The sequence below is a fragment of the Priestia koreensis genome, from assembly GCF_022646885.1.
Lineage (GTDB): Bacteria > Bacillota > Bacilli > Bacillales > Bacillaceae_H > Bacillus_AG > Bacillus_AG koreensis_A.
The window spans coordinates 4,321,093-4,342,893 of sequence record NZ_CP061868.1; the positions used below are offsets into that span (position 1 = coordinate 4,321,093).

Genomic DNA, 21,801 nt, shown 5'->3' on the forward strand with positions numbered 1-21,801 from the left:
CGCTCCCGTCAAAAACGGGAGCGCCTTTTTATGTTGTTTCATTTATCTTACTTCATTCCTGCATAAGGAACGACTACGCCAATATCATCACGTAAGTATACTTTTTCTACACCAATCACGTCTGACTGAATTTCATGCCAGTAGTGACCACCCGCATCAGGTGCTGTCGTTTTTCCGATAACGGTAAACGGCGTACCTACTGTTTGATATTCGTATGCAATGCTTTGAGATGTCGTAGGTGCTACACGGAAGTTAGCACCAGGTTCTTTCGTTACACCAATTTGATAACGTCCGAAATCCTTTTTGCCAAGGGCGCTGTCTACTTCAAACATCCACCCTGCAATTTTCTCTCCCCAGAACGGATCTGTCGCATAGTGTGCATTAAGTCCAACGGCTTTGTTTCCTGGTTGCGCTCCTGCAAAGAAGTTATTCCCTGGCTTGTAGCTTAAGTAGCTGCCGTTTAGCAACGCCGTATAGTATTGAATACCATCTTCAAACGTAGCGAATGTGTGCATTCCTTTTTCCGCTTCTCCGTCAAAAGCGCCGATACCAAATAAGTTTTTCTTTTGGAGCGCTGTTGCATTCATCGCTTTTGAGCCGGAAGCCGTGCTTTCATGAATCGCATGAGAAAGCAAATACAGAGCGTTAATATGATAGTTGGCTTCTGCTTCTTTAAACGCTGCACCGAGATTAGCTAAGGGATTGCTTGGATCCATATATTTTTTCACGTAGCTGTTCAGCTCTTCAGCCGTGTAAGCACTTGTCGTTCGAACAGATAATTGATTGAAATACTGATAAGACGTTGTTACCGCTTTACCATCCTTCGTATAAAAATCGTGGCCGTTCGGGCTATAGTAGACAACGCCTTCTTTTAATGCTGACGGAACCGCTCCATACTCAATTCTGTGTGAAATACCTGCTCCCGACGTATATGTATAATGGTACAGAACACCGTTTTCTGCTTTATAATAATTAAGCTTTACTTTGTCAGCTGTCGTAAGCTGTAATTCAGAGCGTTTTGCATATCCTACTGCACCGTTTACTTCTACTTTTACAACCGCATCATTGCCCTTCACTAACTCATACGAAAGTTCTGTCTTATCCGCTACGCTTGTCAAAAACACGGATGCATTCGTATTTTCGTCTTTATAAATTTTAAGAGCTTGTCCAGAAGTGTTGGCATAAGCAATCCCGCTTTCTGCTGGTGCTTCTGGTGTTTGATGTTCAATGAGATTTAGCATACGTGAAACGAACGCAGCTGATTGGGCACGCGTTGCGAGTTCTTTCGGCGAAAATGCATAGGTACCGTCTCCATTTGAATTACCACGGATAATCCCATACGCCGCAACCTGCAAAATAGATGGACGAAATGCCTCTCTTACCTGTCCCATATCTGAAAAGGCAAACGCTGTTTTTGCTTCAGAAACTCCCTTGAAATCCAGCGCTTTTTTCACCATATAAGCGGCTTGCTCACGCGTAATGTCCTTATTCGGTTCAAACGTCGTCGCTGTATAACCACTTGCTATACCTGAACTATAGGCGCTGTAGATATCTTTTGCTAACGCTGAGTTCTGTGGAACATCAGAGAAATTCCCTTCACCTTTAGGTAGATCAAGCGCACGTGCAATAAACGCGACAAACTGTCCTCTTGTCACATGCTCTGAAAGCTTATAATCTCCGTTAACTCCTTTTAAAATTCCTCTGTTAATTAAGTCCTGCACTTCCATTTGAAGCGCACTTGTTGCGCTCACAACTGTGGAGGCTTGTACATCCTTTATGACAGGTGCACCGCTTAACAGCATAGCGCCAATAGCCACACTACTTGCTATCTTCTTCATTTGTTCTCCCCCTTTTACTACTGTTACCTTGCCTTTGCTTACAAACCATTTTCATAAAAGCTCTTCTATTCCACCTGCATGCTCAGGATTATGATTTTCCATGGTCATAGAACAGCTCTTACGATGAAACATCTATTATTATACTATTCTTCCAATTGATAATTCTCTTTTTATGGTAATTTTGTCGAAATCTTTGTCGAAAGGGTCTGTCCCCCACCCCACTAATGAACGAAAGTATTCATATAAAAAAGAACAGCCCTTATTAAAGAGCCGTTCTTTCTCATCTCATATTCTTAGTAGTTTTTCGGTACATACGTCATTTCTTGAATGTTATCTGCTCTCGTATAAGCACTGTTATAACGAATGTCATCAGATACAATGTTATACCAGCTATATCCGTCAGGCTGTGAGGAGTTTCCAAGAATAATGAAAGGCGTTCCTAAATCAGGGTATTTATAGAGGAAGTTTGAATCCACCGTTGCCCCTTCACGGACATACACGCCTGATTTAACCGTTAGCCCAATGTTATACACGCCGTAATCTTTTCCGCCTAAAAAGCGATCCGCGCGGTACATATGCCCAGATACTTTTTGACCCCAGAACGGATCAGAGGCATACATCACGTTAAACCCAACTGACTTATTGCCAGATACCGATCCATTGAAATATTTGTTCGCTGGATCTGCATAGCGATTGTTCATATATTCTCTGGCATACGTGTTAATGCAATCTTCATACGTTTTAAATGCTTTTGCATCCCCGCTTGGATCGCGATCCGTTGCATTAATTCCGTAAATGTTCTTTTTCTCATCCGCAATTTGACTTACACCGTTCGGACGAGTTAGATTTGTGCTTTCCGTTAAAGCATGTGCCATTAGGTAAAGGGCATTGACGTTGTAAGATGCTTCGGCCTTTTTAAAGTACTCCCCTAACGTACCAATTGTGTTTACTCCCGATTTGGCTGGGAAATTCTTTTGAACATAGTTATTTAATTCTTCCGCCGTATAGTTTGTTTTACTGCGAATTGGCAGGTAGTTAAAATATTGATAGAAGTTGCCGATAAATGTACCTGCTTCATCGTAAAATGAATAGCCGTTTGGACTATAGTATTTCTTTCCGGACTCTAGCTGTGCCGGTGCAGGGCCGTATTCGTAGCCTACATAGGTGTCGGTTGTAACGTTATAAAGGCGATGCACAAGCTTACCGCCTGAAGCCTGGTAATATGATTTTGCAATGGCGTCTTTTTGATCGACTAGCTGGACTTGAGTAGCACTCACGTAGCCTACCACATCATTAATAGCTACTTGCACATAACCTGCTCCAGAGGATAAATAGCGCATCTCTGTATCAGCACTCACGTACGTAATATAGTCACCGCTTAAAACCGAGGTTGGATAGATTTTTAGGACGTGATCAGCTGTCGTCGGTTTTGCGTATGCAAGACCTAAGCTCGAAAGTTTTGGTACTTCTTGTGCTTCGACGAGCTTCAGCATTCTTGAGATGAAGGCAGCTGCTTCAGCACGCGTTGCTTGTTTGGTTGGGGAAAAGGCGTACGTCCCGTCAGGATTAGCATTTCCTTTAATAATTCCATAACCTGCAACCTGTAAAATAGAGGCTTGGAAGGACGGACTGGCCGTTGTTAAATCTGAAAAAGAAGCAGGTGTTGAAGGTGCGGTTACTTGCTTATAATCAAGTGCTTTTTTAATGATTGCAGCGGCCTGCTCACGAGTAATTGGCTCACTTGGATGGAACAAGCCATCCTTATAACCACTCACAAGACCAGCACTATATGCACTGTAAATTCCTTTTGCTAAAGCTACACTCGCTGGAACATCTGCAAAATTACCCGTTCCATCAGGTAATTTAAGTGCGCGAGAAATAAACGCAGCAAATTCTCCGCGCGTTACGATTGCATTTAGCTTGTAGTCACCGTTAGTTCCTTGTAGAATCCCTCTTGCGATTAAATCACGAACTTCATTCTCAAGAGCAATACCTGTAATACCATCATCAGCTGCTTGTGCTGTCATGAGAGGCGTTCCTCCTACTAATATGGCTCCTATTAGAAGGCTGCTTACGAGTTTCTTCATATTCCTGTTTCCTCCTTTAATTACCGTTACACAATGTTTTGATAACTAATCTATTTTCTAATTCCATATAATTCTACATTTGTAGACAAAATCATCTATTAAATTATCAAATATTGTTATTTATCGGAGTAAACAGGCATTTATTAATAGTTCTAAAGTAATTAATAGGAGCTTTTGGATGTTAATCAACTACTATCATATGCAAACTCTATCATTTTGTTCCTCTCATTCTGTTTGGTAGACGCCATGTCATGTACATAAAAAGAGCGCTGATCTCATTGAGATCAGCGCTCTTTTGTTCTCTTGGCTTATTTGCCTAGCTTTTCTGCATTTGCTAAGAAAATGGCAAAATCACCGCGAATGATTTGGTTATACGGACGGAAAGTACGATCCGGATAGCCTTCTGTAATACGGTAGTAAGCAAGTTTTTTAATCGAACTTGCGGCAGCCATGCTGCTTGAAACATCCTTGTAAGAACTTGTCGTCATATATTTTAAATCATAGGCTCTTGCTAAAAGAATGGCCATTTCTGCGCGCGTAACAAGTTGTTGTGGCTGGAATGTTCCATCTCCAAATCCTGAGATAATGCCTTTTTCAGCCGCAGACTGAATATAACCTGAACCAAAGCTTGTTTTCGGTACGTCGCTAAATTTTGTAGCTCGAGGTGTACCGTCTAAACCAATGGCACGTGCAGCCATTACAACTGCCTCAGAGCGTTTTAGATAAAGCTGTACGCCGAAGCGACCGTCTTGAAAGCCACTAACAATATGATAATGACTTAAATAACCAATTGAAGATGCAAAACGATCCTGCTTTTGTACATCTAAATAAGAAGGCTCTGTAATCATTGCCGAAATAGTTGATGTCCAGTCCCGTTCAAGCCCTCCTGTTACAACCGCTGCCTCGTAAGAATACGTTCCTTTTACGCCGTAATCTTCAATGGACGTGTTTGTGACGTTTGATTTTAAAAGCTGTCCATCACGGTAAATATTGTAGCTTGCTCCAGCAGGAAGCGCTGGTAGCGTAAATGCTGCTTTCCCCGTGCTTACGGCTGCTGACGGTGTGGAAACAGATTGACTATTTTTAAACATGGCTAGACCATATCCAAAATATTGATCTTTTCCCTTTGCTCCTAAATCAAAAGCCGTTGAATCTAACATATCACGAAGCTCTGCACCTGTTTTAAGCGGATACTTCTCTTTATAAAGAGCGAGAACACCTACAACAAACGGAGCCGCCATTGACGTACCTGTCATCCACGTGTAGCCATCACGCTTACCATCCCAATCGACGGATAGCGGAACCGTACTATAGATATCATCTCCGGGTGCCGTTACTTCAACTTTATCGCCATTTGAAGAGCTGGGAACACGTTTGAATTGGCTATTTACAGATGATACAGCAATGACACTGCTGTATCGAGCTGGGAACTGAACCGTATCGCCCTGTCCGGATGCTTTTCCTGTATTTCCTGCTGCTGCCACAACAAGAATGCCATTGTTATAGGCTTTATCAACTGCTCTATGCAGCATTGAATCATCTTCATCAGCTGTTAGGCTTAGGTTAATAACATCCATTTTATTTTGGATCGCCCAGTTAATGCCTGCTAAAATAGACGTTGTTGTTCCTTCCCCTTCGGAATTCAATGATTTTACAGCATAGATCCCTGCATTTGGTGCAACACCGACTATTCCAACAGAGTTATTTTGTGCTGAAATAATTCCAGCTACATGAGTTCCATGGCCTTCGTCATCCTGATAGCCATTTGGACAATAGCGAGTTCCGTAAGCATCCTCGTTAAAGCATGCTCCTCCAGCAACCTTCAGATCAGGGTGGTTACGATCAATACCAGTATCTATAATAGCAATTTTTACACCTTTCCCTGTATATCCGAGGCTTTTTGCTGTTGGCGCCTGCACCGCCTTGTTGGACCATAGCACCTGCTGTGGCGCTGTGCTATACCCTTGTGCTTCGTACGTCTTTTCTTCTGTTACTTCACTGACATTAGAATCAGCCTGCAGGACGGGAACAAGATTTGATGGCACGTTAATAGAAGAAACATGAAGCTCATCAAAATTATGCACGTCCTCTGCTCCTACTTGATTTAGAAGCTTTTGATCAATGTCTCCTTTAAAGGAAACAAGCACGCGCTCTTTTACCGTATCTGCAGAAGATGAGGTAAAAGAAAATGGAGAAACCAAAAGAGTGAAGCTAAGTGCAGCAATGGTCGTCATTTTTTTCATTATGGACATTTCTCCCTATCATTTTACTAAACTACTATTTTCCTCTTTATCTTAATGTAACCAAAAGATAAAAACAATTCTAGATTCTCTACTTAATTAAATATCCCTACGAGAAAAAAGAGAGAGGGTAATTTTACTAAATATACACGTCTCTGGTCGCTAATTCGGTGTATGAAAATAATAAAAAAAAGAGAGCCAAAAGCTCTCTTTTAAAAGATGTTTACTTTTCCTTCTGATGTGGAATAGATCTACGGGCGAACTTTATCGTATAGTGATGATACGTTATAACCGCTCGCTTTATAGTAATCTAAAATTCCTAGCACAATGGCTTCAGCAGCACGTTCTCGCCAAACGCTTGATCCTAGCTTTTTGGCATCCGTCGGGTTATCGATGAACCCTAGCTCTGCTAGACTAGATGGCATTGAATTGTATTTTAACACGTAATAATTAGCCGTTTTGACTTTTCGATCATTCAGCTGCCATTCTGTCAGTAACCGTTTTTGAATGCTTTGTGCTAGCAATTTACTTTTTGTGATGTATGGATTTGTTGCAGTAGCTGCAGCTCCGTAATAATATGTTTCGGTACCGTTTGCTGAGCCGTTAAATTTATTTGCGTGAATGCTAACAAACGCATCTCCGCCGTGACTTTTTGCCAGTACAGGGCGATCTTGCAGAACGATGAACACATCTGTTTCACGGGTCATGTAATAAGAAATTCCCATTCTCTTCAGGATATTGCGAACTTTTAGACCAGTATCTAACACCACGTCTTTTTCACGTAATCCACTACCTAACGCACCCGGATCTGTCCCACCATGACCAGGGTCAATAACAATGGTTTGTCCCGCTAATGGATTTTTAGTCGGCGGTGGCGTTGTAGGTACTTCCGGAACATCGACATCTGTCAGAGTCACATATTGCTTACTCACAAAACCTGTCACAGTCTTTGCTGTATTCGTAACTTGAATCCAATTTCCAACTGCATGTGATACATTAAGCTTTGTGCCTTTTGCAAAAGAGCTAATCGATCCATAGGTTGTAGAAGGTCCTTTTCGAACAAGTAGAGAACTTGCTGTTACTGTACCTTCTTGCGGATAGACAGGCTTGTAGTTAGGGCGAAGCTCATCATTAATTGCGCGCGCAACAAAAACCGCAAAGTCGGCTCGTTTAATAAGTTCTTTGCCACCAAAGTCTCCATTTGCCATTCCTTCTGAAATATGTCGAGACAACAATTCATTGATCGCTGCATCTGTTGTCGTTGCATGATAGCCAAATGCCTTGCTAATAAATAGGGCCATTTCTCCTCGCGTTACGTGCTGACCAGGCTTAAAGTAGCCGCCGCTATATCCATTTGCAAATCCTTTTTCAAAGGCAGATTGGATATAACCTGATGCAAAGCTTGTTGAGGGAACGTCCACGAAACGAGTTTCTCTTTGCGTGCCGTTTAACCCAACAGCTCGTCCAATAATGGAAACTGCTTCTGCTCTTGTAATGTCGCTGTTTGGATGAAAAGATCCATTAGACCCTGTAATAATATTTCCCTCTGCTAAATAATAAATTTCTTTTGCAGCTCGGTAACTGCTACTCACATCGCTGAACGTTGTGGCGGCCTTTACTGGGATCGTAAAAGCACTAATCAATAAAACCAAGATGGCCAAGACAATGGTGCTTTTGTTCTTCAATTCTTCCTCTCCTTTCAGAATACAACTGCCATAATCTAGTATATATTAAACAATGAAACTATTAACATATAATAGAATCATTAGTAACTTCGACTAATTATAGAAATTCTTAATAATATTCGAGGTAATTAGTCCCTTTTTAGGGATAAACAGAAAAAATAGTTCTAATAGCTCATAAAAATATAGCAATTTGCACTAATTCCTATCCCCACAAAAAAATTATGCGCTCGAATGCATCATAAAAAAACGGGTAGAACCGAACTATTTTGGTTCGGTTCTACCCATTTACTGATTTCGTACCAATTCTTTTATGTATGCTAAAAGTGGTTCTCTTAATTCTTCTCGTCGAAGGGCATAATCAAGGTTAGCCTTTAAAAAGCCTATTTTATCTCCTACGTCATATCGATTCCCTTCAAAAAGATAGCCTACCATTTCGTGCTGCTCGCTTAACTGAGACAGCGCATCCGTAAGCTGAATTTCTCCTCCAGCCCCAGGAGCCAACGATGCTAAAACATTAAAGATATTAGGGGTCAAAATATATCGGCCCATAATGGCGAGATTAGAAGGCGCTTCTTGAACGCTTGGCTTCTCTACTAGTGATCGAATTGGTATAACTGTTTGACCACTTTCATACTCTCGTGGATGAAGAATTCCATATTTGCTTACGTCTCCCTCTGGTACAGCCTGTACGCCGATCACAGGGCATTCATATGTTTGGTACACATCCATTAACTGTGACAGTACGGGTACATCTGAATCGATTATATCGTCCCCAAGCAATACCGCAAATGGCTCATCTCCAACAAACGTTTTTGCACGGTGAATTGCATCTCCCAGGCCCTTAGGCTCTCTTTGGCGTATATAATGAATATTGGCTAAGTTTGAAATACGCTGAATACCTTCTAACATGTCCCACTTTTCACGCTTACTAAGCTCTTCTTCAAGCTCATAGGATTTATCAAAATGATCTTCAATTGCTCGCTTTCCACGTCCGCTTATAATCATAATGTCTTCGATTCCAGATCTCACAGCCTCTTCAACAATATACTGAATTGTTGGCTTATCAACGATCGGAAGCATCTCTTTTGGCTGGGCTTTTGTAGCTGGTAAAAATCGGGTGCCTAGTCCTGCTGCTGGTATAATGGCTTTACGTATGTTCACTATGCTGTCCCCCCTCATCTCTATTATAGAAAAATTATATGCTATTCATCGACTTTTAATAGGCACTTTTTACACTTTGACGTGACATCCACTTTAAAGTTTACCTTTTACCTGACATCTTGTTAACATCTTCTTAATTCAGACGATATGTATAAAAAGCTGGGAGCACCACTTCTTTGTCACTCCCTACAAAACCGCAATAAATCTACAAAATAAGACAAAATAACTAAAAAAAATTCACGAAACGTGTTCAAGAAGATCATACATAGATCTTTAGAATGTATAATTGAACATATAATTCCAACAAACTATTTACTTTCACCATTTAATTGTCATATTATAGTAAAGTAATAAGAAAAAAGTAGAATAACTAAATAGTATACTATTGTCACACTTACATATATTTGAAAATTCTGAATTCAGGAGGATGAATATGAAAAAGAAAGTCTTATCAATGACTGCTTTTGCAGCAATCGGAAGCGCATTTCTATTCCACTCGCACGCTTCAGCAGATGAAATTAAGGTACAATCTGGTGATTCTCTATGGGGATTATCAAAAAAGTACAATTTAACGACCACTGAATTAAAATCACTCAATAAGCTAACCTCTGACACAATTCGTATTGGACAAACCCTATACATTCCAGGTAAAAATGCGCCTGTGTCTTCACCGGCCAAGCCTACGTCAAACAAACCATCCGCCTCAGCTATTGTCTCTACTTATAAGGTAGAGAGCGGAGATAGTCTTTGGAAAATTTCCACTAAATTTAAGCTGTCTATAACAGACTTGAAAAGGCTAAATAATTTGGATAGTGATCAAATTTATGCTGGGCAAACATTAAAAGTGTCTCGTACAAGCAATACACCTACAGCACCTGTTGAAACAAAGCCTGCTCCTAGCACACCAAGTACAGGTAACCAAGCAACTAATACATATACCGTAAAAGGTGGAGATAGCTTATCGAAAATCTCACGCTTATTTAATGTATCAGTCGCAAATCTGAAAGCATGGAACAACTTAACATCAGATGCTATTTTCGTTAATCAAGTGCTAACTCTTCATAAAGCAAGTAGCGCTAGTGATTCACCGTCTGCTCCGGTAAGTGATAACGGCATTGACGTTTCGAAAATGATTAGTGATGCGAAAACGTTAATGGGAATTCCATATAAATGGGGCGGTAACACAACGTCTGGATTCGACTGCAGCGGAATGATCAATTACGTATTAAATAAGCAAATTTCTGTTAAGCGTCTTACAACGGCAGATTACTGGAGAATGTCTACGTCTGTTAGCGATCCACAGCCTGGAGACCTTGTTTTCTTTACGACCTATAAAGCTGGTCCGTCACATCTTGGAATTTACCTTGGTAACCGTCAATTCCTTCATGCTGGATCTTCTACAGGGGTCACGATCTCAAGCCTTGATAACAGCTACTGGGCACCTCGCTACTTAGGGGCAAAACATTTTAACAATAACTAATATACACAAGTAGAAGCACTTGGGATGTCTCCTAAGTGCTTTTTATGTGAAGTAAAAAATGATCATTTTAAATAGGCGGATCGAGAGGCCTAGAAATGTGTAAGTTAACTCAACAAGTCCAGATAGTAGTTCAAAGATGTGAGTGCTACTCATGATGGCATCACTTTAACACCTCCTTGACTCAAGATTACCATAGGGAAATATGTAATTTTTGACTTTTATTGCAAAAAAAGAGCCGGCAGCTGCCGGCTTAGGGTTGAAGGTATAAAAAATGAATGAGAGGGTAAACCTATTTTCTTTCTTGGGGGATGTAGACGAGGGTGCTGCACCGTTCATGCATTTGTTACATGAACGGTTTTTTAGAGGAGCGCAAATTTCCTCTTTTTAGTAGAAAGTTAGTAGCAAGGGTGTGCATCACCTCCTTTCATTACCGTTCATTTTTATAAGAAAGCCTGTTCCTGAGATGACGACGTTTCCTGGGCTTTCCCACTCAGAAATTTGACGCTCTCAGCAATAATTTCCGTTGTGTATACACGCTGCTGCTGGTGATTATCATAGCTTCTTGTTTGTACTCGCCCTACTACTCCGATTACAGAGCCCTTTCGGCAATAAATCACCGTGTTTTCTGCATTTTTTCTCCATAAGGTAAGAGTGACAAAATCTGTATGAAAATCTCCTGCTTGATTGCGAAAATTACGATTGACTGCCAAGGTGATTTGGGAATATGCTGTACCATCTGATGTGTTTTTTAGCTGAGGATCTTTTGTAAGTCTTCCAACGAGGGTCGTTTGATTAATCATTGAGTTCATTCCTTTCGCAACACGGATAATAGGTTAAATAATATTAATCTTTCGACATCTTATGCTATAATGAAATAAAATTTGATTATGATCTTACGATGTGAGGAGGAACAAAAAATGAAGACATTTAAATTAGTAGCGCTAACTGTCGTAGTAGGAGAAGAGAACGAAAACCGCCATCCCATCGAGCTTCTAGATGGATTAATTATTAATCAGGAAGATGGAGAAAACCATTGGACGATTGAGGCGTTAGTTGAGAGTAAATACGTGGAGCTTTTCCAGGAACTAGATGATGAAAAGAAACCGTTTACCATTCAAGCTACGATTACAAAGCCTAGTAATGATCCTGCTACATTTAAAGTGAGCGTTGCTAAAATCACTGTATTTGAACACACGGTGAGCATTCTGTTAGATGGCATCTTGCTTGCGCGCAAGCTAAGCATTGCCGAAACGATTCTAGAAGACCTAATTAGTCGAGGGTTAGAAGGAGAGCAACTGCTTGAGCATTTTAAAGAGAGAATTCATTACAAAACCATTCCACATTCAAAATAGCAGAGATTAGCGATTACAAACAGGTGTCCTTTTTTTAGAATGATGACGCCGTTGGTCTTTTCCTAAAGGCTGAAATACGTATACCTCGCGCTGTTTACCTAATAAAAAATGATCGGTATGGGATCTTTCCAGCTGATTATAACTACGCTGTCTTCTGCTTAAATAATATTTCGTCAATATGCAATCCTCCTTTTTATTACTTAATTGTAATAATAATGCATTTTCCATAAATTTCAATATCACATTTTCAACCAAAATGTGACAAAATGCCCTTTTATTCGTAAATCTCGACAAATGGGATTTATTATCACTACAGAGGGTTTCTTTTCTCTATTTTAGATACTTACTTATTTATACAGCTGGTTCCTTACTGAATCTTACGGTTTCACCTATTTCGTAACACAATCTCAAGAAAACGTTATATTTATTCATCATAGTGTTTTCCTTTTTTACAAGAAGTGACTTTTTCGCACATTTGTAGAAATGTGCTATAATCGATCAAATTTTTGAAATGAAATGGATGATGTTAATGAATGTAATTGCCAAAAATGTCAGACGAGGACGTAAAAGACGGGGATTATCACAAGATGAGCTAGCGTTAAAATTGAACACCTCTCGCTCTAAAATTACCAAATGGGAAACAGACAAACAACTTCCTTCTATCGAGGATATTATGATGATTTGTGATTTATTTGATAGTAGCATCGATAGCTTCGTTGGTTACAAGGGCTGCAAAAGCTCCAGGAAAAGTATCTTAAAGGATGCGAATCACTTCTATGGTGCCACACCGTTTTTCGAAAATGAAGTAAAAGAGTTGCGAGAGCTAATGGAACAGTATCCTTCTTTTCATCAGCTGATCCAGTTGCTTATTTCTCTTCCCTCTACACAACAAGAAACCTTCATTCCATCTTTGTGCGAGTTTATTAAACATACAGCCTCTCTAAAAAACAACTAAATGCTTGCCCATCTTTTCACTTTTCTTTACAATAAAAGAAAGAAAATCAGGTGCTGCCACACCTGATTACAGTCGCAAATGAAACGAACCATTTTGAAGCAGTAGCTTATGTCGAGCTACTGTTTTTTCTTAAACATCATGATGAGCGATACGATAAATGTCAGCATTGCGAGAACCATCATATTCGATTGCACGAGTAAATTAAGACTCTCAAACACTGAAATAGTCATCATCCCCCTTCGTAAAGAGTGGAAAATTATTCTTGCGACTGCTGATTTTATCTTATCACCTCTTTTTAATAAAATCTATCATTTTATCGAACAAACGTTCCATTTAGTTCTTTTGACCTTTTTTTGTTCGCTTTTTCTCCTCATACAAAAAGACGATTAGCAAAAATGCTAACCGCCTCAATCTATCATCAATTAATTAGATAACGTATCAATAAGATAACGTGCTTCAAGCTTAGAAGAGTAATCGATCTCTTTTCCTGTCGATTTCGTAAGCTCTTCAAGTTTATGTATTTGTTCCTCTGTAGGCTCCTCAGCTAAGATCTTTTCGATTGTCTCATTGATCTTTCCTGCTAATTCTTCATGAAATATAGGATCTGCCTTCGTCTCAGCGTCTAAATTCTTAAACCAAGATGCGTTTTGCTCAATATACTGTTTCCATTGCTGGATGAAGTCATTTATATCAAACTGATTTTCATTCCATTGAATGTTACTCATGTACTGTTCAAATGCAATATGAATAGAACGAGTAATACTAATTTTCGTTCCTTGTGGTAGATTTTTTAGCATGAATGATTATAGCCTCCAAACTTTTTTTTCACTTATTTGTTCTTCTTTCCTGCCAATTCTTTGTCCGCCTTCAAAGCACTAGCAAGCATTTGAAAAATCAGATAAGTTGAACTAACCTTTATCATTCTAGCAATAAATTCATTTAACAACAAGAGATGGAAGTCATAAGGACTTCCATCTCTTGTGTTCTTCATTTTTTACTATCGTTGATCCCTTACTTTTATACTTATCGTTACGGCTAGAAAAGGTCATAAACATTCCGTAGAGTTCTAAGCATCGATCAAGATGTAGACGAAATTTCCTTAAGCTTTGTCTCCTAAAGCAAACGTAATGTCCACTTCACACGCTACTTCTCCATCGACCGTTGCAATTCCTCTTCCTTTACCAATTGATGCACGTACGCGCGTCATTTCGACTTCTAAACGCAGCTGATCGCCTGGTCGTACTTGGCGCTTAAAGCGGCAGTTATCAATTCCTGCAAAGAAAGCAAGACGTCCACGGTTTTCTTCTTTTTTAAGCATGGCAACTGCTCCTACTTGAGCAAGTGCTTCAACAATTAACACGCCTGGCATAACCGGAAAGTCAGGGAAATGCCCATTGAAAAACTCCTCGTTCGCTGATACATTCTTAATTCCAACTGCTTTTTGACCTTCTTCCACTTCCAAAATACGGTCAACTAATAAAAATGGATAACGATGAGGAATAATATCTTTGATTTCTTGAATATCAAGCATGTCCACACACTCCTTCTAATATTTTACAAATAATTTAGATCATAACCATTTTACTATACTGAATCTCTCGTCAAAACACAAATACAACCTAAATAGAAAAGAGGACAATCACCGATCGCCCTCTTCCTTTTATGATCGTATTGTATTCACAAGTCCCATCATTTGATCAGACATGGAGATCGCTCGTGCATTGAATTGGTACGCTTTTTGTGCCATCGTTAAGTTTGTCATTTGCTGACTCACGTCTACGTTCGACTGTTCTAGCGCCTTCGTTTGAACAATACCATTACGATTCGCTCCTGGTGCTAGAGGAGTGAGTACATCAGCCATTGTGACATTCATTGCTCCTAGGTTAGGAAGCTGAAAATGATTGTTTCCCTTTGCTTCTAAGAGCTGTGGTTTGCTCACTTGAACGATTCCCAAATCAATAGACTGCTTCCCTGCCGGTGTTGTAACCTCTAAGGCGCCTGATGATGTAATTTGAACGTCTGTTGCGTCTTGTGGAAACATAATCGGATTTCCTGCTGCATCTAGCACTGAATTCCCGTCTCGATCAACCAGCATAGACTGTGTGCCATTCGGTGAAATGTAAAACGCACCGTCTCTCGTATACTGCGTTACCTGTTGACCGTCTTGATTCACACGTACTTGAAAGAATTGATCCTCTTGCTGAAGAGCTGCATCTAAAGCACGGTTTGTTTGAATGAAGGAGCCCTGATTCATTTGCAGATAGGTTTGCGAAAGTTTCGCACCGGAACCTTGACGAATTCCATAAGGCGTTAGGCGTCCCTGCTCCTTCTGCTGATCAGGCTGATTGTCAAACTGCTGATAAAGAAGGTCACTAAAGCTAACGTCCCTGCTTTTAAAACCGTTTGTATTGACGTTCGCCAAATTATCACCGATAACATCAATCTGATACTGAAGCTGCCCCATCGTATTAGACGCATTAATCATTGAACGATTCACAATCATTCTCCTTTGTTCTACGTAGTTTTATGTTCATATGCGTTAACGCAATCGCCCTACTTCATTTACAGCTCGATCCATACTGCGATCGTATGCTTGTAAAATCTTTTGGTTGGCTTCAAATGAACGGTAGGTAGTCAAAAGCTCTGTCATCGTTTGAGACATGTCTACGTTTGAACCTTCAATAAAGCCTTGATGTACTTGAAAGGAAACACCATTTGCTGTTAAAGCAGACGGAAGAGCTTGATTATTTGTCATATGATAATAACCATTTCCCTCTTTCTCAAGCGCCATCGGATCCTGTGCATAGGCAAGGCCAACACGTGCAACCTGCTGATTATTTTCCATAATCGTTCCGTCGTTCCCGACTTGAAAATTCGCGCTTTGAAGCTGAATTTTAGCCCCTTTTTCATCTAATACGTAGTTGCCTTGATTTGTTGTTAAGAAGCCCTGTCCGTCCAATGTAAACTTCCCATCACGTGTATAGCGAGGCTTTCCATCTTCTCCTTGAACAGTGAAAAAGAGTGTACCTTTACGTCCTGTTTTTTCATCTGCAGGAAGATTTCCGTCTAGAATAGCAAAGTCTGTCGGCTGCTTTGTTTCACGAAGATCTCCTTGAAGAAAATTTGGCATGTTCTCCTGCATATAGACTCCTGTATTAATCGATCCAAGAGTCTCCTTCGGAGTAGCTGAATCACCGTTCTCTTTTGAAAAGCTACGGTTATTCATACGCTGTAAAAGCATATCAGGGAAAGCTCGCAGTGATGCTTGATCAGCTTTGAAACCAGGCGTGTTAGCATTTGCCAAATTATTCGTTAATAGGTCTGTACGGCGTTGCTGAGCAATCATAGCGGATGAAGCTGCATAAAAACCTTTGAACATCACTTAGTCACCTCAAAACTTGGATTGGATAGAAGCAAGTTAAATCAATCGGCATTTGATCGTTGCATATGATTTTACGTGTTACAAGCTTAGTTAATTGAACTGACGTCGCGGTAGCTTATCCATGTTATCAAGCATGATACCCGTTCCAATTGCCACACAATCCATTGGACTTTCCGCAATGAAGACAGGTACTTTCAGTTCTTCTGCAAGAAGCTGATCCATCCCGTGTAATAATGCACCGCCACCTGTTAAAATGACTCCACGATCTATTATATCTGCAGAAAGTTCTGGTGGTGTTTGCTCTAGGACACTTTTAGATGCTTGCACAATGACCGTTACGTACTCACGAAGCGCTTCTTCCACTTCTTGAGACCTTACCGTTACTGTACGTGGTAAACCAGATACCATATCACGGCCGCGAATGTCCATTTCTTCATTACGAGAACCTGGGAATACGGTACCAATTTGGATTTTAATATCCTCTGCTGTACGTTCCCCGATTAAAAGCTTGTATTCACGTTTAATGTAGCTTAAAATTTCCTGATCGAAACGATCGCCTGCCATTTTTATTGAGCTTGCCGTTACGATATCGCCCATGGAAAGAACCGCTACGTCCGTCGTTCCTCCACCGATATCTACGACCATGTTTCCGCTTGGTTGGAAAATATCCATTCCCGCTCCAATTGCGGCTACCTTAGGCTCTTCTTCAAGATAAATCTTTTTGCCCCCGCTTTTTTCAGCAGCTTCACGAATCGCTTTTTGTTCCACTGATGTAATGTTCGTTGGGCAACAAATTAAAATGCGAGGCTTTGATAAAAAGCCTTTTACATTTAGTTTATTAATGAAGTATTTAAGCATTGCCTCTGTAATATTAAAATCGGCAATTACGCCATCTTTTAAAGGTCTCATCGCAACAATATGACTCGGAGTACGTCCAACCATACGTCTCGCTTCTTCACCAACCGCTAAAACTTTTCCATTATTTTTGTTTATCGCAACCACAGAAGGTTCATTGAGTACAATCCCTTTCCCCTTCACATGAATTAATACGTTCGCCGTGCCAAGATCGATGCCGATATCTTTTGCCAACATCCGTTAATTGCTCCTTTCAAGCGCCATTTTTCCTATGACCTCTGTCTTTTTTTCCTAATTAAACATTTTATCATAATTTGGTTATACATGTAGAATTTTACGGAAAAATATTTCTAACGAATGTTGCTTTTATGAAGCGAATATGATTGTGATAGATCACTTTAGACAATTTGCACTAACAGCTACTAGCTAGTTTAGCAGTGATTGTAACCGAAAATCCCTCACAAACGCATAATTTCCTAGTCAGTGAAAAACGCACCTTCATTCTGTTTTAACGGCACAAACTAAAAGCCCAAACGTGAAAATACTCTTCTCACATTTGAGCTTTTATGATCGATCTATATTCACTTGGCTGGTTCCTCTTGTAACTCTTCTTTTTTGTACTTTAACTTTGTGGCTTCACCGCCACGCAAATGTCTGATTGATTTATGATAATCAAGAATCTCTTTCACTTCGTTTGCTAATTCAGGATTAATTTCTGGTAGTCTTTCCGTTAAGTCTTTATGGACAGTACTCTTCGAAACACCAAACTCCTTCGCAATAACGCGTACAGTTTTTCGAGTTTCTACAATATACTTTCCAATCTTGATAGTTCTCTCTTTGATGTAATCATGCACACCACTCGACCTCCCCAAATTGGATGTGAGAAGCGTGAAATGAGATTCGCTCTGACAACACGAAGAAGGATAATCTTGTAACAACTCCTCACTACATGATAGTCGGGTCTCCGATGTCATATGACGATCCCTCACCTCATACATTCTCTTTGTTAGGTTTGTAACAGTTTATTAGCTTGGTTGAGGATATATGCTATAAATGTCAAGCGGGACAAGGATTTTATCAGATTTTTTTTACTTTTTTGCGTTTTTAACCCCATTTAAAGAAAAAGAGACCTTTTTCGAGCAAATATTCATCCCTTTCCTGAGGAGACTAGGATAAATCTTCTCCGATAAAATCACACATACCAATCAAACAACAACTTTCATACAACAAGAGAATAGAAGGAATATGTAGCAAAATAACGAACTGGTCGCTCTAACGAATCATTACTACTATAAAGAGACGTCTAGACGAGCACTCTTTTGACAAGACCTTTTCTAAACACTAAGGATCGGAGTGACGAGGAAGCTCAGCGCTCGCCCCGTGGAAAGCAAAGCGATCTGTAGCGAAGAGACGGACTTGTCGCTTTTAACAATTCCTCTTTTAAGAGACTCAAATGATTGAGACAAAACACTAATAGCTTATGACCATTAAATACACTAAGGATCGGAGCGAAACTCCTACGGAATTAGCGAGTCAGATGAGATCCCGTAGGATGCGTAGCGACGAGGAAGCTCAACGCTCGCCCCGTGGAAAGCGAAGCGATCTGTAGCGAAGAGACGGACTTGTCGCTCTACCAAAGAACCATCAGTATAAAAGACTCCTATTCAAACAAGCACTCATATAACAAGACCTTTTCCAAACACTAAGGATCATAGCGAAAGATGCAAAGACTCCTACGGGATGAGCGAGACAGATGAGATTCCGCAGGACGCGCAGCGATGAGGAAGCTCAACGCTCGCCCCATGGACAGCGAAGCAATCTGTAGCGGAGGGACCGACCTATCGCTTTTAAAAAGATCAGCCACTCCAAAGCAGACTTCGTCATCAAAATGACCTATTCATCTCAACCGTCCTCATCGTCTGAACATCGGGCCCGGAACGTAAGATGCTCCACTCCTGCAGGACTAGCAGGTCAGGTGAGATCCCGCAGGATGCGCAGCGACGAGGAAGCTCACCGCCTGCCCTGCGGAAAGGGAGCAATCTGTAGTGAAGGGACCGACCTATCGTTCTAAACAAGTACCACTATTACAAAGCCACTCATTTGACAAGTCTGTTTCTAAACACTAAGGATCGGAGCGAAAGATGCGAAGACTCCTACGGGATTAGCGAGTCAGATGAGATCCCGCAGGAACGGAGTGACGAGGAAGCTCAGCGCTCGCCCCGTGGAAAGCGGAGCAATCTGTAGCGAAGAGACGAACTCGTCGCTCTAACGAATCATTACCACTATAAAGAGAAGAGACGTTTAGGCGAGCAACCTTTTGACCTAACCTTTCCCAAACACTAAGGATCGAAGTGAAAGATGCAAAGACTCCTACAGGATGGGCGAGTCAGATGACATCCCGCAGGAACGGAGTGACGAGGAAGCTCAACGCTCGCCCCGTGGAAAGCGAAGCAATCTGTAGCGAAGAGACGAACCCGTCGCTCTAACAAAAATCAACTAACGCACCACAAAAAAGCCGCTTTACCGGAATACTCTCCCGACAAAGCGACTCTCCTATTATTGACCAGTTGATTGATCTTCATCAGACGATGATCCATCATCTGTTGTGTTTGTTTGATCCTTTGACTCAGTGCCAGTTGAAGGCTGCTTTTTAGACTGCTCGTCCGTAGACTTTGTCCCTTCACCTGTACCTTGCTCAGTTGTATTTGAATTTCCACCCTCAGGCGTTGTTTCAGATACTACCTCCGCTTTAATCGTAGCCAATTGCTTGCTGAATGAATCAGTTGGGTTAACCGCTACGCCATCTTTGCGTACTTCAAAATGAAGATGCGTTTTTGCTTCTGCATTGTAAGTACTCTCACCAGCTTTTGCGATGACTTGACCTTGCTTCACTGTATCGCCAGCTTGAACTTTTACATCAGATAACGATTGATAGAAAGTCACTAAACCATTTTGGTGATCGATTTCTACCGTATAACCTAAGATTGGATCTTTCACTGCCTTCGTAACCGTCCCACTAGCTGCTGCTGTTACATCAAATGTTTTACCATCTTTCGCAACAACATCAATTCCTGTATTTTGATGGTACGTATTATTATAAAAGACAAGAGCTGCTTGCTGTTCTTTCTCAGATGCTGTGCTGCTATAGAATGGTGTTTTCACTTCTACGCTATTTTCTTTTACAACAGGCATAACTAGCTTTTCAACTGCATTGCTTACTTCAACTGAATCATGTTGTCCATGCTGTGGAGCATTCCCTGCTTTTTGCTTATCTTGATCGGCTGCATTTCCTTGGAACCATAATACAGCTGTGATGATGATTGCTGCACTGAATAAGTATACAGCTGGAAATACCCAACGTTTTCTAAATAATTTTTGAACTTTGGAAGGTTTTGTCATACGTTTATTTTCTTCCTCTCTCATTAATATCACCTCAGCAACCATTTTGAACAGAATCTACTAAATATATACATCGTCTAAAAATTTTTTCGATTATTTTCTGCAAGAGAGAAAGATTTTATGCAAAGAAATAGGAAGACCTATCAAATGAAGGGCTAAAAAGAGAAAAAGCGCACTCACGATGAGTACGCTTTTTACACCTTTATTATTTTTTTGCGGTTAGAGTAGATAGATATTTTGAAGCCTCCGCAATCTGCACATTTTTGTAATAAAAATGAATAATGTCCGTATACGATTTTCCGGCTTTCGCCATTCCGTCTGCACCGTACTGACTCATACCAATCCCGTGACCGTTCCCTTTTGTTGTAATTAAAAGTTCATTGCCTTTTCGTACCCACGTAAAGTCTGTTGATTTTAAGCCAAGAGCGCTACGAATATCCGTCCCTTTAAACGTCTTGCCGTCTATCTTGAGCTCATTCACACGTCCACCAGGAGTGCGTGATAACACCTTTCCAAGATCATCATTAATCGACACTTTCTTATTCGTAGCGGCATAGATCTTTTGCTCAAAGTCTGACACCGTCATTGAAGTTTGCGCCGTGAATTTTGGCGAGTCTTTATCCCATGGATTATCAATGCTTTGTAGATATGGCAGAGAAGATCCCCAGACGACTTTTGCATCTTCCGTACGTCCATTGCTCGTTGAATAGAACACAGCGTCAATAGGAGCGTTATTATAGACGATTACTTTCCCTCTTGTAGCCTCTACCGCTTCCGTGATTTTCTTCATGTTTTGATCGTAATCCGAACCCCAACGTATCTTTAGCTCTTCTGGACTAGCATACACTTGATCAGCCGTTGTATCACGTGCATCAAACTCTTGGGAACCTTTTTTCATTTTAAGCTCTGACCCATTTACAAGCTTTCTAACAATATACGTACGAGCAGCGAGGCTTTGTGCTTTTAAAGCCTCCATCTCAAAATCCGCTTTCATTTCTGATGCTACCACTCCGACTACATAATCTTCGAGAGGAACCTCTTCAACCTCCTGCTTTTTTGCTCGGTACACCGCCACTTCTACCGCTGGCTCTGCGGCGAGTGCTTGCAGCGTCCTTTGTGTATGTTGTTGAGAATCCTCTCCTAGTTTCCCTCCGGTTTGATCCGTAAATGGAATGACTAATACTGTCGGAATACATAAAATAACGAAGGATAGTATGGCGATAATTACGACGACAGGCTTTAAACGTTTCATCAATGATTGAGCCTCCACTTCATGAATTTAACCTCTTCTACTTCATTTTTATGGAGGTGGACAACCATTTATGACTGTAATTTTTTACGCAGAGGAGAATTAGACAGAGAATCAG

At 40.6% G+C, this 21,801-nt stretch carries 17 protein-coding genes; 3 read left to right on the forward strand and 14 right to left on the reverse strand.

Annotated features, from left to right (window positions below):
* Nucleotides 1-47: 47 nt before the first annotated feature.
* The 5 genes from IE339_RS22595 to galU all read right to left on the reverse strand — a co-directional run bounded on the left by IE339_RS22595 (nt 48) and on the right by galU (nt 9,011).
* On the reverse strand, nt 48-1,838 hold the full coding sequence (locus IE339_RS22595; protein ID WP_242172001.1) for an S-layer homology domain-containing protein: 1,791 nt from the start codon (nt 1,836-1,838) through the stop codon (nt 48-50).
* A 293-nt stretch (nt 1,839-2,131) separates the two neighbouring features.
* Nucleotides 2,132-3,925, reverse strand: a complete 1,794-nt coding sequence (locus tag IE339_RS22600) for an S-layer homology domain-containing protein (protein ID WP_242172008.1) — start codon at nt 3,923-3,925, stop codon at nt 2,132-2,134.
* Between the two features lie 308 nt (nt 3,926-4,233).
* Nucleotides 4,234-6,168, reverse strand: a complete 1,935-nt coding sequence (locus IE339_RS22605) for a S8 family serine peptidase (protein WP_242172014.1) — start codon at nt 6,166-6,168, stop codon at nt 4,234-4,236.
* A gap of 248 nt (nt 6,169-6,416) precedes the next feature.
* Nucleotides 6,417-7,850 (reverse strand): N-acetylmuramoyl-L-alanine amidase, encoded by a 1,434-nt coding sequence (locus IE339_RS22610; RefSeq protein WP_242172017.1) that lies wholly within the window; start codon nt 7,848-7,850, stop codon nt 6,417-6,419.
* Nucleotides 7,851-8,135: 285 nt separating this feature from the next.
* The gene (gene galU / locus IE339_RS22615) at nt 8,136-9,011 is read right to left on the reverse strand and encodes a UTP--glucose-1-phosphate uridylyltransferase GalU (protein WP_277933930.1); all 876 of its coding nucleotides are present in this window, start codon (nt 9,009-9,011) and stop codon (nt 8,136-8,138) included.
* A 433-nt stretch (nt 9,012-9,444) separates the two neighbouring features.
* Between galU and IE339_RS22620 the strand changes: the two genes are divergently transcribed.
* Nucleotides 9,445-10,491, forward strand: a complete 1,047-nt coding sequence (locus IE339_RS22620; protein ID WP_242172020.1) for a C40 family peptidase — start codon at nt 9,445-9,447, stop codon at nt 10,489-10,491.
* 440 nt (nt 10,492-10,931) lie between these two features.
* Here the strand turns inward: IE339_RS22620 and IE339_RS22625 are convergent, their stop codons facing one another.
* A complete protein-coding gene (locus IE339_RS22625; RefSeq protein ID WP_242172025.1) occupies nt 10,932-11,291 on the reverse strand; it encodes a single-stranded DNA-binding protein in 360 nt (119 codons plus the stop codon).
* A 117-nt stretch (nt 11,292-11,408) separates the two neighbouring features.
* Between IE339_RS22625 and IE339_RS22630 the strand changes: the two genes are divergently transcribed.
* Both IE339_RS22630 and IE339_RS22635 read left to right on the forward strand, forming a co-directional pair.
* Complete coding sequence (locus tag IE339_RS22630) at nt 11,409-11,843, forward strand: YwpF-like family protein (protein ID WP_242172028.1); 435 nt, start codon at nt 11,409-11,411, stop codon at nt 11,841-11,843.
* A 529-nt stretch (nt 11,844-12,372) separates the two neighbouring features.
* Nucleotides 12,373-12,798 (forward strand): helix-turn-helix domain-containing protein, encoded by a 426-nt coding sequence (locus tag IE339_RS22635; protein WP_242172029.1) that lies wholly within the window; start codon nt 12,373-12,375, stop codon nt 12,796-12,798.
* A gap of 422 nt (nt 12,799-13,220) precedes the next feature.
* Here the strand turns inward: IE339_RS22635 and IE339_RS22640 are convergent, their stop codons facing one another.
* The 8 genes from IE339_RS22640 to spoIID all read right to left on the reverse strand — a co-directional run bounded on the left by IE339_RS22640 (nt 13,221) and on the right by spoIID (nt 21,686).
* On the reverse strand, nt 13,221-13,595 hold the full coding sequence (locus IE339_RS22640) for a hypothetical protein (protein ID WP_242172030.1): 375 nt from the start codon (nt 13,593-13,595) through the stop codon (nt 13,221-13,223).
* A 302-nt stretch (nt 13,596-13,897) separates the two neighbouring features.
* The gene (fabZ, locus tag IE339_RS22645; protein WP_242172032.1) at nt 13,898-14,329 is read right to left on the reverse strand and encodes a 3-hydroxyacyl-ACP dehydratase FabZ; all 432 of its coding nucleotides are present in this window, start codon (nt 14,327-14,329) and stop codon (nt 13,898-13,900) included.
* A 129-nt stretch (nt 14,330-14,458) separates the two neighbouring features.
* Entirely contained in the window at nt 14,459-15,295 is an 837-nt protein-coding gene (locus IE339_RS22650; protein ID WP_242172035.1) for a flagellar hook-basal body protein, read from the reverse strand.
* 42 nt (nt 15,296-15,337) lie between these two features.
* Nucleotides 15,338-16,177 carry a flagellar hook-basal body protein gene (locus IE339_RS22655; protein WP_242172038.1) on the reverse strand — a complete coding sequence of 280 codons (840 nt, stop codon included), beginning with the start codon at nt 16,175-16,177 and terminating at the stop codon, nt 15,338-15,340.
* Between the two features lie 93 nt (nt 16,178-16,270).
* The gene (locus IE339_RS22660; protein ID WP_053403696.1) at nt 16,271-17,272 is read right to left on the reverse strand and encodes a rod shape-determining protein; all 1,002 of its coding nucleotides are present in this window, start codon (nt 17,270-17,272) and stop codon (nt 16,271-16,273) included.
* A gap of 344 nt (nt 17,273-17,616) precedes the next feature.
* Nucleotides 17,617-17,889: a sporulation transcriptional regulator SpoIIID gene (gene spoIIID / locus IE339_RS22665; protein WP_053403697.1), complete on the reverse strand. Its 273-nt coding sequence runs from the start codon at nt 17,887-17,889 to the stop codon at nt 17,617-17,619.
* A 1,702-nt stretch (nt 17,890-19,591) separates the two neighbouring features.
* The gene (locus tag IE339_RS22670; RefSeq protein WP_242172041.1) at nt 19,592-20,458 is read right to left on the reverse strand and encodes a stage II sporulation protein SpoIIQ; all 867 of its coding nucleotides are present in this window, start codon (nt 20,456-20,458) and stop codon (nt 19,592-19,594) included.
* Nucleotides 20,459-20,639: 181 nt separating this feature from the next.
* On the reverse strand, nt 20,640-21,686 hold the full coding sequence (spoIID, locus tag IE339_RS22675; protein ID WP_242176286.1) for a stage II sporulation protein D: 1,047 nt from the start codon (nt 21,684-21,686) through the stop codon (nt 20,640-20,642).
* Nucleotides 21,687-21,801: the final 115 nt, after the last annotated feature.

Excerpts from the sequence above, each read along its gene's own strand:
- IE339_RS22595 (WP_242172001.1), bottom strand. The coding sequence starts at position 1,838 with ATGAAGAAGATAGCAAGTAGTGTGGCTATTGGCGCTATGCTGTTAAGC.
- IE339_RS22600 (WP_242172008.1), bottom strand. The coding sequence starts at position 3,925 with ATGAAGAAACTCGTAAGCAGCCTTCTAATAGGAGCCATATTAGTAGGA.
- IE339_RS22605 (WP_242172014.1), bottom strand. The coding sequence starts at position 6,168 with ATGAAAAAAATGACGACCATTGCTGCACTTAGCTTCACTCTTTTGGTT.
- IE339_RS22620 (WP_242172020.1), top strand. The coding sequence starts at position 9,445 with ATGAAAAAGAAAGTCTTATCAATGACTGCTTTTGCAGCAATCGGAAGC.
- IE339_RS22625 (WP_242172025.1), bottom strand. The coding sequence starts at position 11,291 with ATGATTAATCAAACGACCCTCGTTGGAAGACTTACAAAAGATCCTCAG.
- IE339_RS22630 (WP_242172028.1), top strand. The coding sequence starts at position 11,409 with ATGAAGACATTTAAATTAGTAGCGCTAACTGTCGTAGTAGGAGAAGAG.
- IE339_RS22635 (WP_242172029.1), top strand. The coding sequence starts at position 12,373 with ATGAATGTAATTGCCAAAAATGTCAGACGAGGACGTAAAAGACGGGGA.
- IE339_RS22640 (WP_242172030.1), bottom strand. The coding sequence starts at position 13,595 with ATGCTAAAAAATCTACCACAAGGAACGAAAATTAGTATTACTCGTTCT.
- fabZ (WP_242172032.1), bottom strand. The coding sequence starts at position 14,329 with ATGCTTGATATTCAAGAAATCAAAGATATTATTCCTCATCGTTATCCA.
- IE339_RS22655 (WP_242172038.1), bottom strand. The coding sequence starts at position 16,177 with ATGTTCAAAGGTTTTTATGCAGCTTCATCCGCTATGATTGCTCAGCAA.
- IE339_RS22660 (WP_053403696.1), bottom strand. The coding sequence starts at position 17,272 with ATGTTGGCAAAAGATATCGGCATCGATCTTGGCACGGCGAACGTATTA.
- IE339_RS22670 (WP_242172041.1), bottom strand. The coding sequence starts at position 20,458 with ATGAGAGAGGAAGAAAATAAACGTATGACAAAACCTTCCAAAGTTCAA.
- spoIID (WP_242176286.1), bottom strand. The coding sequence starts at position 21,686 with ATGAAACGTTTAAAGCCTGTCGTCGTAATTATCGCCATACTATCCTTC.